This window comes from Streptomyces sp. S07_1.15 (assembly GCF_020739505.1).
GTDB classification, from domain to species: Bacteria; Actinomycetota; Actinomycetes; order Streptomycetales; family Streptomycetaceae; genus Streptomyces; species Streptomyces xinghaiensis.
The window spans coordinates 262,055-278,803 of sequence record NZ_JAJBZK010000001.1; the positions used below are offsets into that span (position 1 = coordinate 262,055).

At 69.9% G+C, this 16,749-nt stretch carries 8 protein-coding genes and 2 rRNA genes; 4 read left to right on the forward strand and 6 right to left on the reverse strand.

Annotation, left to right across the window (positions count from 1 at the left end; genetic code table 11):
- Nucleotides 1–18 precede the first annotated feature (18 nt).
- Both LIX60_RS01265 and LIX60_RS01270 read right to left on the reverse strand, forming a co-directional pair.
- Nucleotides 19–3,144: ribosomal RNA gene (locus LIX60_RS01265) — 23S ribosomal RNA — on the reverse strand.
- A 305-nt stretch (nucleotides 3,145–3,449) separates the two neighbouring features.
- Nucleotides 3,450–4,975 (reverse strand): 16S ribosomal RNA (locus LIX60_RS01270).
- The 16S and 23S rRNA genes sit together here, the layout of an rRNA operon.
- A 563-nt stretch (nucleotides 4,976–5,538) precedes the next feature.
- Here LIX60_RS01270 and LIX60_RS01275 point away from each other — a divergent pair.
- Both LIX60_RS01275 and ptsP read left to right on the forward strand, forming a co-directional pair.
- On the forward strand, nucleotides 5,539–5,988 hold the full coding sequence (locus LIX60_RS01275; protein ID WP_227956791.1) for a PTS glucose transporter subunit IIA: 450 nt from the start codon (nucleotides 5,539–5,541) through the stop codon (nucleotides 5,986–5,988).
- A gap of 83 nt (nucleotides 5,989–6,071) precedes the next feature.
- On the forward strand, nucleotides 6,072–7,742 hold the full coding sequence (gene ptsP / locus LIX60_RS01280) for a phosphoenolpyruvate--protein phosphotransferase (RefSeq protein ID WP_227956792.1): 1,671 nt from the start codon (nucleotides 6,072–6,074) through the stop codon (nucleotides 7,740–7,742).
- Between the two features lie 84 nt (nucleotides 7,743–7,826).
- On the opposite strand, the gene LIX60_RS01285 is transcribed toward ptsP, so the two are convergent.
- Together LIX60_RS01285 and LIX60_RS01290 are read right to left on the reverse strand one after the other, a co-directional pair.
- Complete coding sequence (locus tag LIX60_RS01285; protein ID WP_227956793.1) at nucleotides 7,827–8,744, reverse strand: hypothetical protein; 918 nt, start codon at nucleotides 8,742–8,744, stop codon at nucleotides 7,827–7,829.
- A gap of 135 nt (nucleotides 8,745–8,879) precedes the next feature.
- On the reverse strand, nucleotides 8,880–10,919 hold the full coding sequence (locus tag LIX60_RS01290; RefSeq protein ID WP_227956794.1) for an acetoacetate--CoA ligase: 2,040 nt from the start codon (nucleotides 10,917–10,919) through the stop codon (nucleotides 8,880–8,882).
- A gap of 367 nt (nucleotides 10,920–11,286) precedes the next feature.
- Between LIX60_RS01290 and LIX60_RS01295 the strand changes: the two genes are divergently transcribed.
- A complete protein-coding gene (locus LIX60_RS01295) occupies nucleotides 11,287–13,752 on the forward strand; it encodes a glycoside hydrolase family 31 protein (RefSeq protein WP_227956795.1) in 2,466 nt (821 codons plus the stop codon).
- Nucleotides 13,753–13,878: 126 nt separating this feature from the next.
- On the opposite strand, the gene LIX60_RS01300 is transcribed toward LIX60_RS01295, so the two are convergent.
- The gene (locus tag LIX60_RS01300) at nucleotides 13,879–14,421 is read right to left on the reverse strand and encodes an NUDIX domain-containing protein (RefSeq protein WP_374117772.1); all 543 of its coding nucleotides are present in this window, start codon (nucleotides 14,419–14,421) and stop codon (nucleotides 13,879–13,881) included.
- Nucleotides 14,422–14,860: 439 nt separating this feature from the next.
- Here LIX60_RS01300 and LIX60_RS01305 point away from each other — a divergent pair, with 439 nt between their 5' ends.
- A complete protein-coding gene (locus LIX60_RS01305; RefSeq protein WP_227956796.1) occupies nucleotides 14,861–15,712 on the forward strand; it encodes a M15 family metallopeptidase in 852 nt (283 codons plus the stop codon).
- A gap of 212 nt (nucleotides 15,713–15,924) precedes the next feature.
- Here LIX60_RS01305 and LIX60_RS01310 read toward each other — a convergent pair whose 3' ends face one another.
- Complete coding sequence (locus tag LIX60_RS01310; protein ID WP_019708246.1) at nucleotides 15,925–16,533, reverse strand: ATP/GTP-binding protein; 609 nt, start codon at nucleotides 16,531–16,533, stop codon at nucleotides 15,925–15,927.
- Nucleotides 16,534–16,749 lie beyond the last annotated feature (216 nt).

The following is a 16,749-nucleotide window of genomic DNA, read 5'->3' on the forward strand; positions in this document are numbered from 1 at the left end:
CAGTGGACGCGAGCACCTGAGGACAAGCCCTCGGCCTATTAGTACCAGTCAACTCCACACCTTGCGGTGCTTCCATATCTGGCCTATCAACCCAGTCGTCTACTGGGAGCCTTAACCCCTCATGGGGGTGGGAGTCCTCATCTCGAAGCAGGCTTCCCGCTTAGATGCTTTCAGCGGTTATCCCTCCCGAACGTAGCCAACCAGCCATGCCCTTGGCAGGACAACTGGCACACCAGAGGTTCGTCCGTCCCGGTCCTCTCGTACTAGGGACAGCCCTTCTCAAGACTCCTACGCGCACAGCGGATAGGGACCGAACTGTCTCACGACGTTCTAAACCCAGCTCGCGTACCGCTTTAATGGGCGAACAGCCCAACCCTTGGGACCGACTCCAGCCCCAGGATGCGACGAGCCGACATCGAGGTGCCAAACCATCCCGTCGATATGGACTCTTGGGGAAGATCAGCCTGTTATCCCCGGGGTACCTTTTATCCGTTGAGCGACGGCGCTTCCACAAGCCACCGCCGGATCACTAGTCCCGACTTTCGTCCCTGCTCGACCCGTCGGTCTCACAGTCAAGCTCCCTTGTGCACTTACACTCAACACCTGATTACCAACCAGGCTGAGGGAACCTTTGGGCGCCTCCGTTACCCTTTAGGAGGCAACCGCCCCAGTTAAACTACCCACCAGACACTGTCCCTGATCCGGATCACGGACCCAGGTTAGACATCCAGCACGACCAGAGTGGTATTTCAACGACGACTCCACCCGAACTAGCGTCCGGGCTTCACAGTCTCCCACCTATCCTACACAAGCCGAACCGAACACCAATATCAAGCTGTAGTAAAGGTCCCGGGGTCTTTCCGTCCTGCTGCGCGAAACGAGCATCTTTACTCGTAGTGCAATTTCACCGGGCCTATGGTTGAGACAGTCGAGAAGTCGTTACGCCATTCGTGCAGGTCGGAACTTACCCGACAAGGAATTTCGCTACCTTAGGATGGTTATAGTTACCACCGCCGTTTACTGGCGCTTAAGTTCTCAGCTTCGCCATGACGGATCATGACTAACCGGTCCCCTTAACGTTCCAGCACCGGGCAGGCGTCAGTCCGTATACATCGCCTTACGGCTTCGCACGGACCTGTGTTTTTAGTAAACAGTCGCTTCTCGCTGGTCTCTGCGGCCACCACCAGCTCACACCGCAAGGGTGATCACCAGCAATGGCCCCCCTTCTCCCGAAGTTACGGGGGCATTTTGCCGAGTTCCTTAACCATAGTTCACCCGAACGCCTCGGTATTCTCTACCTGACCACCTGAGTCGGTTTAGGGTACGGGCCGCCATGAAACTCGCTAGAGGCTTTTCTCGACAGCATAGGATCATCCACTTCACCACAATCGGCTCGGCATCAGGTCTCACCCTTACACGGAGGACGGATTTACCTACCCTCCGGGCTACACCCTTACCCCGGGACAACCACCGCCCGGGCTGGACTACCTTCCTGCGTCACCCCATCACTCACCTACTACCCCCTCGGGCCGTCGGCTCCACCACTCCGACCTCGTCCGAAGACTCAGCCGGCGGCTTCACGGACTTAGCATCAGAAGGTTCAGCGCTGGCGCTTCAAAGCGGGTACCGGAATATCAACCGGTTGTCCATCGACTACGCCTGTCGGCCTCGCCTTAGGTCCCGACTTACCCTGGGCAGATCAGCTTGACCCAGGAACCCTTAGTCAATCGGCGCACACGTTTCCCACGTGTGTATCGCTACTCATGCCTGCATTCTCACTCGTGAACCGTCCACCACTGCCTTCCGGCGCGGCTTCACCCGGCACACGACGCTCCCCTACCCATCAGCACCCCCGTTAGGGGTATATGTGCCAATGACACGACTTCGGCGGTACGCTTGAGCCCCGCTACATTGTCGGCGCGGAATCACTTGACCAGTGAGCTATTACGCACTCTTTCAAGGATGGCTGCTTCTAAGCCAACCTCCTGGTTGTCTCTGCGACTCCACATCCTTTCCCACTTAGCGTACGCTTAGGGGCCTTAGTCGATGCTCTGGGCTGTTTCCCTCTCGACCATGGAGCTTATCCCCCACAGTCTCACTGCCGCGCTCTCACTTACCGGCATTCGGAGTTTGGCTAAGGTCAGTAACCCGGTAGGGCCCATCGCCTATCCAGTGCTCTACCTCCGGCAAGAAACACACGACGCTGCACCTAAATGCATTTCGGGGAGAACCAGCTATCACGGAGTTTGATTGGCCTTTCACCCCTAACCACAGGTCATCCCCCAGGTTTTCAACCCTGGTGGGTTCGGTCCTCCACACGGTCTTACCCGCGCTTCAACCTGCCCATGGCTAGATCACTCCGCTTCGGGTCTTGAGCGCGCTACTATACCGCCCTATTCGGACTCGCTTTCGCTACGGCTTCCCCACACGGGTTAACCTCGCAACACACCGCAAACTCGCAGGCTCATTCTTCAAAAGGCACGCAGTCACGACGCACCGGACAAGTCCGATGCGCGACGCTCCCACGGCTTGTAGGCACACGGTTTCAGGTACTATTTCACTCCGCTCCCGCGGTACTTTTCACCATTCCCTCACGGTACTATCCGCTATCGGTCACCAGGGAATATTTAGGCTTAGCGGGTGGTCCCGCCAGATTCACACGGGATTTCTCGGGCCCCGTGCTACTTGGGTGTCGCACAAGCAAGTTGCTGACATTTCGGCTACGGGGGTCTTACCCTCTACGCCGGGCCTTTCGCATGCCCTTCGCCTACACCAACAATTTCTGACTCGCCCGATGGCCGGCAGACCACCGAAGTGCGATCCCACAACCCCGTAAGCGCAACCCCTGCCGGGTATCACACGCCTACGGTTTGGCCTCATCCGGTTTCGCTCGCCACTACTCCCGGAATCACGGTTGTTTTCTCTTCCTGCGGGTACTGAGATGTTTCACTTCCCCGCGTTCCCTCCACATACCCTATGTGTTCAGGTATGGGTGACAGCCCATGACGACTGCCGGGTTTCCCCATTCGGACACCCCCGGATCAAAGCTCGGTTGACAGCTCCCCGGGGCCTATCGCGGCCTCCCACGTCCTTCATCGGTTCCTGGTACCAAGGCATCCACCGTGCGCCCTTAAAAACTTGGCCACAGATGCTCGCGTCCACTGTGCAGTTCTCAAACAACGACCAGCCACCCGCCACCCACACCAACCGTGCGGTTCACCGGGACCGGCAACCGAAGACACAAGCAAACAGCCCGTACCCTCAGACACCCAACAGCGCGCCCGGCACACCCCGGCCCCCACCGCGTTCCACGCCCCGAAGAGCAGTACTAGCAGCAGCAACCGTGATGCGCCGAATAGTCAACGTTCCACCCATGAGCAACCAGCACCGGACACTCGCCGGTGTTCTGGCCTCTGACCCGGCAGAACCGGGTGAGAAGTGCTCCTTAGAAAGGAGGTGATCCAGCCGCACCTTCCGGTACGGCTACCTTGTTACGACTTCGTCCCAATCGCCAGTCCCACCTTCGACGATTCCCTCCCTTACGGGTTGGGCCACCGGCTTCGGGTGTTACCGACTTTCGTGACGTGACGGGCGGTGTGTACAAGGCCCGGGAACGTATTCACCGCAGCAATGCTGATCTGCGATTACTAGCGACTCCGACTTCATGGGGTCGAGTTGCAGACCCCAATCCGAACTGAGACCGGCTTTTTGAGATTCGCTCCACCTCGCGGTATCGCAGCTCATTGTACCGGCCATTGTAGCACGTGTGCAGCCCAAGACATAAGGGGCATGATGACTTGACGTCGTCCCCACCTTCCTCCGAGTTGACCCCGGCAGTCTCCTGTGAGTCCCCATCACCCCGAAAGGCATGCTGGCAACACAGAACAAGGGTTGCGCTCGTTGCGGGACTTAACCCAACATCTCACGACACGAGCTGACGACAGCCATGCACCACCTGTACACCGACCACAAGGGGGGCCGTATCTCTACGGCTTTCCGGTGTATGTCAAGCCTTGGTAAGGTTCTTCGCGTTGCGTCGAATTAAGCCACATGCTCCGCCGCTTGTGCGGGCCCCCGTCAATTCCTTTGAGTTTTAGCCTTGCGGCCGTACTCCCCAGGCGGGGAACTTAATGCGTTAGCTGCGGCACGGACGACGTGGAATGTCGCCCACACCTAGTTCCCAACGTTTACGGCGTGGACTACCAGGGTATCTAATCCTGTTCGCTCCCCACGCTTTCGCTCCTCAGCGTCAGTATCGGCCCAGAGATCCGCCTTCGCCACCGGTGTTCCTCCTGATATCTGCGCATTTCACCGCTACACCAGGAATTCCGATCTCCCCTACCGAACTCTAGCCTGCCCGTATCGAATGCAGACCCGGGGTTAAGCCCCGGGCTTTCACATCCGACGCGACAAGCCGCCTACGAGCTCTTTACGCCCAATAATTCCGGACAACGCTCGCACCCTACGTATTACCGCGGCTGCTGGCACGTAGTTAGCCGGTGCTTCTTCTGCAGGTACCGTCACTTGCGCTTCTTCCCTGCTGAAAGAGGTTTACAACCCGAAGGCCGTCATCCCTCACGCGGCGTCGCTGCATCAGGCTTCCGCCCATTGTGCAATATTCCCCACTGCTGCCTCCCGTAGGAGTCTGGGCCGTGTCTCAGTCCCAGTGTGGCCGGTCGCCCTCTCAGGCCGGCTACCCGTCGTCGCCTTGGTAGGCCATCACCCCACCAACAAGCTGATAGGCCGCGGGCTCATCCTGCACCGCCGGAGCTTTCCACCACCATCGGATGCCCGAGATGGTCGTATCCGGTATTAGACCCCGTTTCCAGGGCTTGTCCCAGAGTGCAGGGCAGATTGCCCACGTGTTACTCACCCGTTCGCCACTAATCCCCTCCGAAGAGGTTCATCGTTCGACTTGCATGTGTTAAGCACGCCGCCAGCGTTCGTCCTGAGCCAGGATCAAACTCTCCGTGAATGCTTCACGCAAGAGCGGCGCAGCCCGGAGGAATAATCCGGACCGCGCACAGCGTCCTCGCTGTAAAATTGCCTCCCGACCACCACCGCCGAAACGGTGGCACGGAAGGACTTGTTTCAAAGGAACCTCATCCCGGCAGCAAACCTGAATCTGCCGCCCGGACGGGGTATCAACATATCTGGCGTTGACTTTTGGCACGCTGTTGAGTTCTCAAGGAACGGACGCTTCCTTCGGCCCCGTCTCCGGGCCCTCCGGGCGCTTCCCTTCGGTGTTTCCAACACTATCAGTGGTTCCGACTCTCTCCGACCACTGTCCGAGGACATGCGGAGAACGGAAGTCGCTTGCCATGTCAAAGAGTTGGAAGGTACTGCCCACTTCGCACGGCCAGTCCGCCGGTGCTCCCTCGTGGGCAGGGGTTCGACAGTACAGCGCACGGCCGCGGCGAAGCAAATCGATTCGGCAGCGGTCCGTTTGGGGTCCATGACTTAGGCTTCTGCCAGCACGACGCCCCTGGCACGGCCAGGCGGGCGCCGTTTGATCAATCTCCGCTCGAGAGGCTTCCCATGACCACCGTGACGTCCCCGGTCGCCGGCCGTTCCATCGGACTTGCGGCGGTGCCCGATCCGGTGTTCTCCGGTGCGATGGTGGGCCCGGGCACCGCCGTTGACCCCGTGCGTGAGCCGTCCGTCGCCGTCGCACCCGTGGACGGCATCATCGTCTCCCTGCACCCGCACGCCTTTGTCGTCGTCGACGATGAGGGGCACGGTGTGCTGACACATCTGGGCATCGACACGGTGCAGTTCAACGGCGAGGGTTTTGAACTCCTGGTCAGCAAGGGTGACACGGTGCGCCGGGGCGACCCGGTCGTGCGGTGGGACCCCGCACAGGTCGAGGCGGCCGGCAAGTCCCCGGTGTGCCCGGTCGTGGCACTGGAGGCCACCGCGGAGTCGCTCTCCGACATCTCCGATTCCGGGGACGTCGCCGCGGGCGCCCTTCTCTTCTCCTGGACTTGAGCAGGCGCCGTCGCGGGACGGCGGATACGACTTCCCTCGCGGCGGGCGGCAGGGCCCGGCCGCATCGATCGGAGACGGGTGCGATGAAGACAACACTGCGAGGCGTCGGCGTGAGCCACGGAGTGGCGATCGGCGAGGTACGGCACATGGGGACGGCGGTGCTGGAGCCGCCCGCCAAGCAGATCCCCGAGCAGGAGGCGCCGCGTGAGCAGGCCCGGGCGCGGCGGGCCGTGGAGGCCGTCTCCGCGGACCTGACGGCCCGTGGGCAGTTGGCCGGGGGCGAGGCGCAGGCGGTGCTCGAGGCCCAGGCGATGATGGCCCAGGACCCGGAGCTGATGGCCGATGTCGACCGCCGGATCGCGGTGGGCAGCACCGCTGAGCGTGCGGTGTACGACGCCCTCGCGGCGTACCGGTCGCTGCTCGCGGGGGCCGGGGAGTATCTGGCCGGGCGGGTGGCCGATCTGGACGATGTGCGGAACCGGATCGTGGCGCGGCTGCTCGGGGTGCCGATGCCGGGGGTGCCGGACAGCGATGAGCCGTATGTCCTGATCGCGCGGGATCTGGCGCCGGCCGACACCGCGCTGCTCGACCCGACGCTGGTGCTGGGCTTCGTCACCGAGGAGGGCGGGCCGACTAGCCACAGTGCGATTCTGGCGCGGGCTCTCGGGGTCCCGGCCGTGGTGGCGCTGCCGGGGGCGGGCGACCTGGCGGAGGGGACGGTCATCGCCGTCGACGGCAGCACCGGCGAGGTGTTCGTGTCGCCGAGCGGGGAGAAGCGGGCGGAGATCGAGGCGGCGGCGGCCGCGCGGCGGGCCGCGCTGACCGCGGTCACCGGGCCGGGGGCGACCTCGGACGGGCACAAGGTGCCGCTGCTCGCCAACGTCGGCGGGCCGGCCGATGTGCCGGCGGCGGTCGAGGCCGGCGCCGAGGGCGTGGGCCTGTTCCGCACCGAGTTCCTGTTCCTGGACGACGGTGAGAACGCGCCGTCGGAGGAGAAGCAGGTCGAGGCCTACCGGACGGTGCTGGAGGCGTTCCCGGAGGGGCGGGTGGTCGTCCGGGTGCTGGACGCGGGGGCCGACAAGCCGCTCGCCTTCCTGACTCCGGCCGACGAGCCGAATCCCGCGCTCGGTGTGCGGGGCCTGCGGACCCTGCTCGACCATCCCGAGGTGCTGCGGACCCAGCTCGCGGCTCTGGCCCGGGCCGCCGAGGGGCTGCCGGTCTATCTGGAGGTCATGGCCCCGATGGTGGCGGACCGCACCGACGCCAGGGCGTTCGCCGATGCCTGCCGGGAGGCCGGGCTGCGGGCGAAGTTCGGGGCCATGGTGGAGATTCCGTCGGCCGCGCTGCGGGCCCGGTCGATCCTGCAGGAGGTGGAGTTCCTCTCGCTGGGGACCAATGACCTCGCGCAGTACACCTTCGCGGCGGACCGGCAGGTCGGTGCCGTGTCCCGGCTGCAGGACCCCTGGCAGCCGGCCCTGCTCGACCTGGTGGCGCTCTCGGCGGAAGCGGCCAAGGCGGAGGGCAAGAGCTGCGGGGTGTGCGGGGAGGCCGCCTCGGATCCGCTGCTCGCCTGCGTGCTGACGGGTCTGGGTGTCACGAGTCTGTCCATGGGCGCCGCCTCGCTGCCGTATGTGCGGGCGACGCTGGCCCAGCACACCCTGGCCCAGTGCGAGCGGGCGGCGGCGGCCGCCCGCGCGGCCGACACCGCCGAGGAGGCCCGGCGGGCCGCGCAGGCGGTCCTGTCCGGGGAGTGACCGGCGGGGCCGGTGCCCGTACGGAGTGTTGTTGCCGGCCGGTGGCCGTTCCGCTGCGGCGGAGCGGCCACCGGCCGTTTCCGGTCAGCCGCCGTCCGCCGGTGGCCCGCAGCAGCCGTCCGGTTCCGGGAGGTCGAAACCGGGGAGGTGGTCGACGCCCGGTTCGGGGGCCACCGGTTCACCGGTCCCGGGGTCGGTGCAGTAGGCGGAGAAGACCTCCGCGGCCGTCAGGGGGCGGAGCCAGGCGTCTCGCAGGGCCCAGCCGCGGACCCGGTCACGGCCGTCGGGGACGCTGGTGCGCAGCACGACCCCGCCCGGGGCGCCGGTGGCGATGCCCGCGGCGAGCACCGAGCAGAAGAGCATCGTCTCCGCCTCCGGGCTGCGGAGCCCGCCTCGCTCCCCGCCCTCGGCGTGCAGGGCCGCGGTGAGGGGCGCGGGGCCGGCGGGCACGCTGCAGACGAGGTGGTGGACGCCCGGGCCGGCCGCGTCGACCAGCCGCAGGAGGGCGTGGGAGGCGCGGCTGCAGGCCGTGCGGCCGATGTCCTCGCCGCAGCCGGGGCAGTCGCCCGCCGCGGCCAGGATCATGGTGGCGACCTCCAGGCCGGCGCGGCGCTCGGCGGCGTCGACGAGTTGGGGTACCAGCAGGCCGACCGGCTGTCCTTCGTAGGGGAGGGTGGCGCCGGCCGCGGCGAGTCCGGCGGTGTAGCGGGCACGGCTGGCGGGCTTGGCCGGGTCGATGCCGTGGTCGGCGCAGTAGGCGTGGAAGCGGTCCGGGTCGAGGAGGGCGACGGTGGTGTGGCCGTCCCGGGCGGCGAGGGCGCGGAGCGCCTCCTCGGTCTGGCGGAGGTAGGCGCGGTGGCCGTCGAGCGCGGTGAAGGGCGGGTACTCCCGCATGGCGGCGAAGTCCTCCTCGTCCGCCAGCAGGGCGAGGGTGGCGGCGGCTTCGCGGAGCAGCGGGTGCCGGGCGGTGGCGGTGGTGGTCTTGCGGTCGGATCGGGACATGGCCGGGTCTCCCCCTCGGTTACGTTCGGTTCTCTTCGGAACCGGATTCCTCACTGAACGTAACCGGGGGGTCTGACAAGCGGGTGCGGGCGGCTGCCGGCCGGTGGGGCGGGGGCGGGCCGGCCCGCCCGCGGGTCAGGGGCGGTCGGCCGCGCGTTGCTCGGCGACGCGCCCGTAGAAGCGGAGCAGTTCGATGTTGTCGACGGAGCCGGGGTTGACCGCCTTGTCGAGGGCGACGCCCTGGAGGAGCCGCTTGACCGGGACTTCGATGCGCTTGCCGGTGAGGGTGTGCGGGACGCCCGGGGCCTCGATGATCTCGTCGGGGACGTGGCGGGGGGAGAGCTGCTCGCGGATGACGCGCCGGATCCGGTCACGGAGGGCGTCGTCGAGGACGGCTCCCTCCGCGAGGTGGACGAAGAGCGGCATCCAGTAGCCGCCGTCGGGCTGTTCGACGCCGATGACGAGGGACTCCCGGATTTCGGGGAGCCGTTCGACGGCCTCGTAGATGTCCGCGGAACCCATGCGGACGCCCTGGCGGTTGAGGGTGGAGTCGGAGCGGCCGTGGATGACGACGGAGCCGCGCGAGGTGACGGTGATCCAGTCCCCGTGGCGCCAGTTGCCGGGGAACATCTCGAAGTAGCTCTCGCGGTAGCGGGAGCCGTCGGGGTCGTTCCAGAAGCGGATGGGCATGGACGGCATGGGGTTGGTGACGACGAGTTCGCCGACCTCGCCGGTGACCGGCCGTCCCTGCGGGTCCCACGCCTGGAGGCCGGTGCCGAGGCCCGGTGCCTGGAGTTCGCCGATGTGGACGGGGAGGGTGGGGACGGCGCCCGCGAAGCAGCTGCAGACGTCGGTGCCGCCGCTGACGGAGGCGATCCACAGGTCTTCGGAGACCTCGTCGTGGATCCAGCGGAAGCCGTCGGGCGGGAGGGGGGAGCCGGTGGTGGCGACGCACTGGACGCGGGAGAGGTCGAAGTCGCGGCCGGGGTGGACGCCAGCCTTGCGGCAGGCCATGACGTAGGCGGCCGAGGTGCCGTAGAGGGTGGCGCCGGTGCGTTCGGCGACGCGCCACTGGGCGTCGGTGGCGGGGTAACCGGGGCTGCCGTCGTAGAGGACGACGGTGGTGCCGGTGAGCAGGCCGGAGACGAGGAAGTTCCACATCATCCAGCCGGTGGAGGTGTACCAGAAGAAGCGGTCCTCCGGGCCGAGGTCGCAGTGGAGTCCGAGCTGCTTGAGGTGTTCGACGAGGATGCCGCCCTGGGACTGGACGATGGCCTTGGGCAGCCCGGTGGTGCCGGAGGAGTAGAGGACCCACAGCGGGTGGTCGAAGGGGACGTGCTCGAAGACCGGTTCGGTGTCGGCGGCGGTGAGGGCGTCCCACTCCAGGGCGCCCTCGGGCGCGGGGGTGCCGAGCAGCGGGATGTGCACGGTGGCGCGCAGGCCCGGGAGCTCGCGGCGGAGTTCGGCGACGGTCTCCGTCCGGTCGTGCTCCTTGCCGCCGTAGCGGTAGCCGTCGACGGTGAACAGGACCACGGGCTCGACCTGCTGGAAGCGGTCGAGGACGCTCCGCGCGCCGAAGTCGGGCGCGCAGGAGGTCCAGACGGCGCCGACGGCGGCGGTGGCCAGAAGGGCGACGGCGGCCTCGGGGATGTTGGGCAGGTAGCCGCTGACCCGGTCACCGGGGCGGACGCCGAGGCGGCGCAGCCCGGCGGCGAGCGAGCCCACCCGGCGGCGGAGTTCGGCCCAGGTGACGGGGAGCGGTTCGTGGGTCTCGTCGACGTACAGCAGGGCCGGGTCGCCGGCGCGGGCCGGGTCCTCGGCGGCGCGGAGGGCGTGCTCGGCGTAGTTGAGGGTGGCGCCGGGGAACCAGGTGGCGCCGGGCATGGAGCGGTCGGCGAGGACCGTCTCGTACGGGGTGGCGAAGCGGACGTCGAACCACTCGGTCACCGCCTGCCAGAACGTGGCGAGTTCGTCGACGGACCACTGGTGCAGGGCGGCGTAGCTCGCGGCGGGGTCGCCGGGGACGGCCGCGGGGGCGCCGAAGCGTTCGGCGGCCCAGGCCTGGAAGCGGGTCAGCCGGGCGCCCTCGATCCGGTCGGGTCCGGGGCTCCACAGGGGCTCCGGCTGCTGCGGCCCGTCTGCGGTCGTCGGTGCTGCGCTGTGCGCGGCGGTCATGGCGGCTCCCGTGCTGTGTTCACGCGTCGTGTGCGTCGTCGCCGCGCACGGTCCGGCCCCCGGGGTGGTGGCCGGGGGGCGTGCGGGTGCGCGGCGGCTGTGCAGGACGATGCCATGGGATCGCCCTCCGCACCAGGGCGGACCCGCCACAGCGGGTCGGCGGGAGGTGTGGGCGCGCCCCACGCCGGGGCCGGGCGCGGACCGTGTTCCGGGCCGGGTTCCGGGCCGGGTTCCGGGCCGTGCGGAGCGGGGGCGCGCCGTCATGGCGACGCCGGTCCGGGGGCTCGGTCAAGGTGGGGTGAACGACAGTTGAACAAAGGACATCCGGGCCCTCCGCACCGGTCGGCCGAGTGGCAGTCTGAGCAGCATGGATGCGCGTGGCCTGGTGCGGTCGGTGGGGGTGCTGGGGACGGCCCGGGGTGTGCGGTCGGTCCGGTCGGCGTGGCGCCGGAGCCGGGCCGACGCGGCGGCGCTGCCGCGCCCGGGGGCGGAGCGGGCCCGGGTACCGGGGGCGGCCGTGGGCGCGGAGCCGCGGCCCGGTGGGGGGGTGGTGCGGTTCGCGCGGTCCTCGCTGCTGGTGCGGGTGACGGTGGGCGGCGCGGTGTTCTGCGGCTGGGACGGTGCGGGGCCGGAGCCGTCCTACGGGCTGGCGCACGGCTGCCCGGCGGCCGACGCGCGGGCGGAGCTGGAGCCCGACACGGAGGGCGGCTGGCGGGTGGTCTCGGAGCGGATGACCGTGGCGGTCTCGCGTCTCGGCGCGGTGGAGTTCCGTACGCCGGGCGGGGTGGTGCTGCGGCGGGATCTGCCGCCGCGCTGGTGGGACGCGGCGGACGCCGGGGGCGCGGGGGACGCGGGGGACGCGGAAGCCGCGGGGGGCGCCTCTCCGGGGGCGGGCGGGTCCCGCTGGACGCAGTGTTCCCGGGTGGCGGCGGACGCGCGGTTCTTCGGCCTGGGCGCCCGCGCGGCGGGGCCGCGGCTGGCCGGCGGCCCGTACCGGCTCTGGAACACGGCCCCCGGCGGGGCCTTCGGGCCGGAGAACGACCCGCTGCCGGTGACGATGCCGGTGCAGCTGGTCGTCGCGGACGCGGGGACCCATCTGGTCTTTCACGACAACTCCTGGAACGGCTGGGTGCGGCTGCGGGAGGGCGCCGAGGGCGCGGGTTCCGGGCACGACCGGCCGGGCAGCTGCGAACTGCGGTTCGACGGCGGTCCGGTGCGCTCCTGGACGGTGGTGGGCGGCCCGGCCCGGGTGCTGCGCGGCTGGACGGCGCTCACCGGCGCGCCCGCGCTCCCGCCGGGCTGGGCCTTCGGGCACCAGCACGCGTACGACGCGTCCGGCGGCGGGGGCGAGGAGGCCGCGCCGGCGGTGGCGGCGGCGTACCGGGAGCTCGGGCTGCCGCTGTCGGCCCTGCATGTCGACTCCCCCGGCCTTCCGGCGCAGCGGAAGGCCGGGCACGGGTCCGTTGACGGCGCTGCCGGGAGGGACGGCCCCGGAACGGGGCTCGGTCCCGGGTCCGGGTCCGCGCCCGGCTCCGGCGCGGAGACGGTCCGGCTCGTGGCGACCGTCCGGCCCGGGGTGCGTGCGGAGCGCGGCGATCCCGCGTACGACGGCGGGGTGGCCGCCGATGTCTTCGTGCGGGACGCCAGGGGCCGGAAGGTGCGGGGTCTGGTGGGGGCCGGGGACGCGGTGTTCCCCGACTTCACCGATGCCCGGGTGCGCAAGTGGTGGGGCGGCCTGCTGGAGGAGCGGCTGCCGCGCGGTACCGCCGGTCTCTGGCTGGACGGGAACGAACCGCTGTCCCTGACGGCGTTCGGTGACGCCACGCTGCCGCTGTCGGCGCGGCACGCGCTGGACGGGCGGGAGGGCGACCACCGGGAGGCGCACAACGTCTACGGCCTGCTGATGGCGCGGGCCGCTTACGAGCACTTGTTCGAACTCCGCCCGCAGGAGCGGCCGTTCCTCGTCTCCCGTGCGGGCTGGGCGGGCAGCCAGCGCTACGGGGGCGTGGTGGCGGGCCCGGCGGTGGCGGACTGGAGCGGGCTGCGGGCATCACTGTCGCTGGTGCTCGGTCTGGGGCTGTGCGGGGTGCCGTACTGCGGGCCGGACGTGGGCGGCGGTGAGCCGCTGCCACCGGAGCTGTACCTGCGCTGGTTCCAGCTGGCGGCGTATCTGCCGCTGTTCCGCACCCGGTCCCCCGGCGGCCCCGGTGCGGTGGCACCGGGCCGGCCGCGGGGGCCGTGGGAGGCGGCGCCCTGGGTGCTGGAGCACACCCGGGCCGCGGTGGCCGGGCGCGAGCGGCTGCTGCCGTACTTCCTGACGCTGGCGCGGATCGCGCGGCGCACCGGGGCGCCGTATGTGCGTCCCCCGTGGTGGGGAGCGCCGGGTGACCGGCGGTTGCGGGACTGCGGGGACGCGTTCCTGCTGGGTGACGCGCTGCTGGTCGCACCGGTGCTGGAGCCGGGGGCGGCCCGCCGGGCGGTGCGGCTGCCGCGCGGGCGCTGGTACGACACGGTGACCGAAGACGTGTACGAGGGGCCGGGGACGGTGGTGCTGGATGCGCCGCTGTCGCGGATCCCGGTGCTGGCGCGGGCGGGCGCGGTGCTGCCGGTGGCGTCGCCGGCGGGCGGGGTGGAGCTGGAGGTGTGGGCCCCGGCGCCGGGACGGACGGGACGCGGGGTGTTCGCGGCGGGCACGGGTGACGGCGCGGAGCGCTCCCGGTTCGAGCGGTTCACCACCCGGCGTGACGGCGGGCGGGTGGTGGTCGAGCGGGAGGGCGGCGGTGAAATCGGGCTGCCGCTGCGGATCCGCGGGCTCCCGGTGGCGGAGAGCTGAGCGGGCGGGGTCCGGTCCGGGACCCGCGGGGCGGGGGCGGGGGCCGGGGCCGGGTGCCGTTCGGGAACGCCGTGGGGCGCCGCCCCGCCGCCCGGGCGCCGGGGTGCCCGGGGTGCCCTCGCCCCGTCAGAGCGGCGCGTAGCGGTAGCGGCCCACGAACCAGCCGCGGACGGCCTCCGTGTGCAGGGGGAAGGCCAGTTCGGCGGGGGTGCTCAGGATCTGCCAGCCGTCGGTCTCGTCGGTGGGGGCGGACGGTGGCAGGTCCGCGGCATCGCGTTCGGGCAGCAGCCCGAAGACCAGCAGGTGCCCGCCGGGGGAGCTGAGGACGTCCGCGAGGCGCACCTCCCGTTCGGCGGCCTCGATGCCGGTCTCCTCGCGGAGTTCGCGGACGACGGCGGCACGCCAGTCCTCACCGTGGTCGATGAATCCGCCCGGCAGGGCGAGCAGGCCCCGGCCGGGCTCGATGGCCCGGCGGACCACGGCCAGCCCCGCCCCGCCGGACCGGCCTCCGCCCGCCGTACGGACGGGAAGCAGGGCCACCGCGACCGGCAGCGGGTTGCGGTAGGAGACGTTCGCGCAGTCCGGGCAGGTACGGGGCCATCCGGTGCCGGGCGGGAAGGCGGCACCGCAGAAGGAGCAGTGGGAATCCGGTCGCGGCTCGGTGATCACGGCCGGACTGTAGCGGACGGGGCGGGTCCCCCGGGCGGCTCCCCCGGGTTCCGGTCCGTCCCGGCCGCAGGCGTTTGGGCGGTGGGTGGCGGGTACCCCGCACGGTGAGCGATGCCCGTCACCGGCCCCCGGCGGGCACCGGGCGCGGCAGGGTGCGCGCGGGGCGTGCTACCCGGCGGGCGGCGCGCTCGGGGGTGCTCCCGGACGTTCCGAGCGCCGTCCCGCACGCCGGGCCCCGGCCATCGGGACACGCGAACCGCGACCGGCGGGGACGCGACGGCGGACACCGAACGCCGTCGCGGGCCGCGGTGTGCCGGCACGGTGCTCCGGGGGAAGGCGCGTCGTGGTTCTCCGGAGGTGTGCGCCGGTGCGGTTTCCCGGAGGGCGCCGGTGCGGTAAAGGACAGCACATGTCTCAACTCCTGTGTCCCAGAGGTCTCATGTCCCGTTCCGGAGTACGTGCCCGGCCGGTGGCCGCGGCCGCCGCCCTGCTCGTCCTGGCTGCCGGCGCGCCCGCCGCCTCGGCCGCCCCGTCCGCCGCCGCCACCGGTCCCGACCGGGGCCGGGAGCCGCGTGCGCCCCGGGAGTTCGTCGATCTGCGGTCCGTCGACCGGACGGTTCTGCACGACATCCGCTACGCCACCCGGCACAACTTCGTCGGCGACCGGATCGACGGCTACCGCAAGCCGCTGTGCCTCCTCACCGAGCCGGCCGCCCGGGCGCTGAAGAAGGCCCAGCGCGCCTTCCGGGCGCGCGGTTACTCCCTGAAGGTCTACGACTGCTACCGCCCGCAGCGGGCGGTCGACCATTTCGTGCGCTGGGCCGGGGATCCCGGCGACCAGCGCATGAAGCGGGAGTTCTACCCGGAGGTCGACAAGTCCCGGCTGTTCGAGGACGGCTACATCGCCGAGCGTTCCGGGCACAGCCGGGGCAGCACCGTCGATCTCACCCTGGTGCGGCTGCCCGCCGGGAAGACCGGCCCCTACCGGCCCGGCGAGCCGCTGGTGCCGTGCACCGCGCCGCGCGAGGAGCGGTTCCCGGACAACTCCGTGGACATGGGCACCGGCTATGACTGCTTCGACACCCTCTCCCACACCCTCGACGAGCGTGTCCGGGGCGAGCAGCGGCGGAACCGGCTGCTGCTGAAGAAGGGGCTGGAGCGGGCGGGCTTCGTCAACTATCCCCAGGAATGGTGGCATTACACGTACCAGCCCGAGCCCTTCCCCGACAGCTATTTCGATTTCCCCGTGGACCGGCGCTCGCTGTCCGGCCGCGGCCGTTCGGAGGAATAGCCCGGCGGGAGGGCACGTCCTCCTTGGCGCTCAGCGGCCCTCATCGGGGGAGGCTCGGAGACATGTCCGTCCATGACGGCGGTGTGGTCCCCGTGGTGAGGAACGCGCGCGGCCGTGTCCGGCGCGGGGAGGGACGTCCCGGGGAAACCGGGGGCCGGCCGGTCCGCGCCGCCCGGTGCGCGCGGAGGCCGGTACGGGCGGGCGGCGGCCCGTCAGGTGGTGACGGGCTCCGGCTGGTCGGAGGCGAAGGCCATGGCGTGCTCGACGACGGAGATCAGCACCTCCTTGGCGGAGGCGCGCTCCCGCACGTCGCAGAGGATCACCGGGGTGCCGGGGGTGAGGTCGAGGGCCTCGCTGACCACCTCGGGCGGATAGCGGTCGGCGCCGTCGAAGCAGTTGACGGCGACGGTGAACGGGATGCCGCGGCGCTCGAAGTAGTCGACGGCGGCGAAGCTGTCGCTGAGCCGGCGGGTGTCGGCGAGGACGACGGCGCCCAGCGCGCCCTGGGCCAGTTCGTCCCAGAGGAACCAGAACCGGTCCTGTCCCGGGGTGCCGAAGAGGTACAGCACCAGATCGTCACGGAGCGAGATCCGGCCGAAGTCCATGGCGACGGTGGTGGTGCGCTTGCCCTCGACGCCTTCGAGGGAGTCCACCGGCCGACCGACCTCGGTGAGCATCTCCTCGGTGCGCAGCGGCTTGATCTCGCTCACCGTGCTCACCAGGGTCGTCTTGCCGACGCCGAAGCCGCCCGCCACCAGGATTTTCAGCGTGACGGGCTCGACGGCGGCCGCGCTGCGGCGTTCAGAACGCCCGAAGACCATCGATCTGTTCCTCCGTGTCATAGGGGACGCAGGCCGGAGTGGTTCCGCGGGGCCGCCGGACCGGCCGTCCGGCGCCCGCGGGGCCGGGTCTCCGGCCGCGGTGACGGATCGGCGCCGCGCTACGCGGAACCGGGCAACTCCCCCGGGGCATGCGATCGTTCCCGATGGACTGTAGTCCGGGCAAGTGTCCGGCGTGTCACCGCCTCCGGTGATACA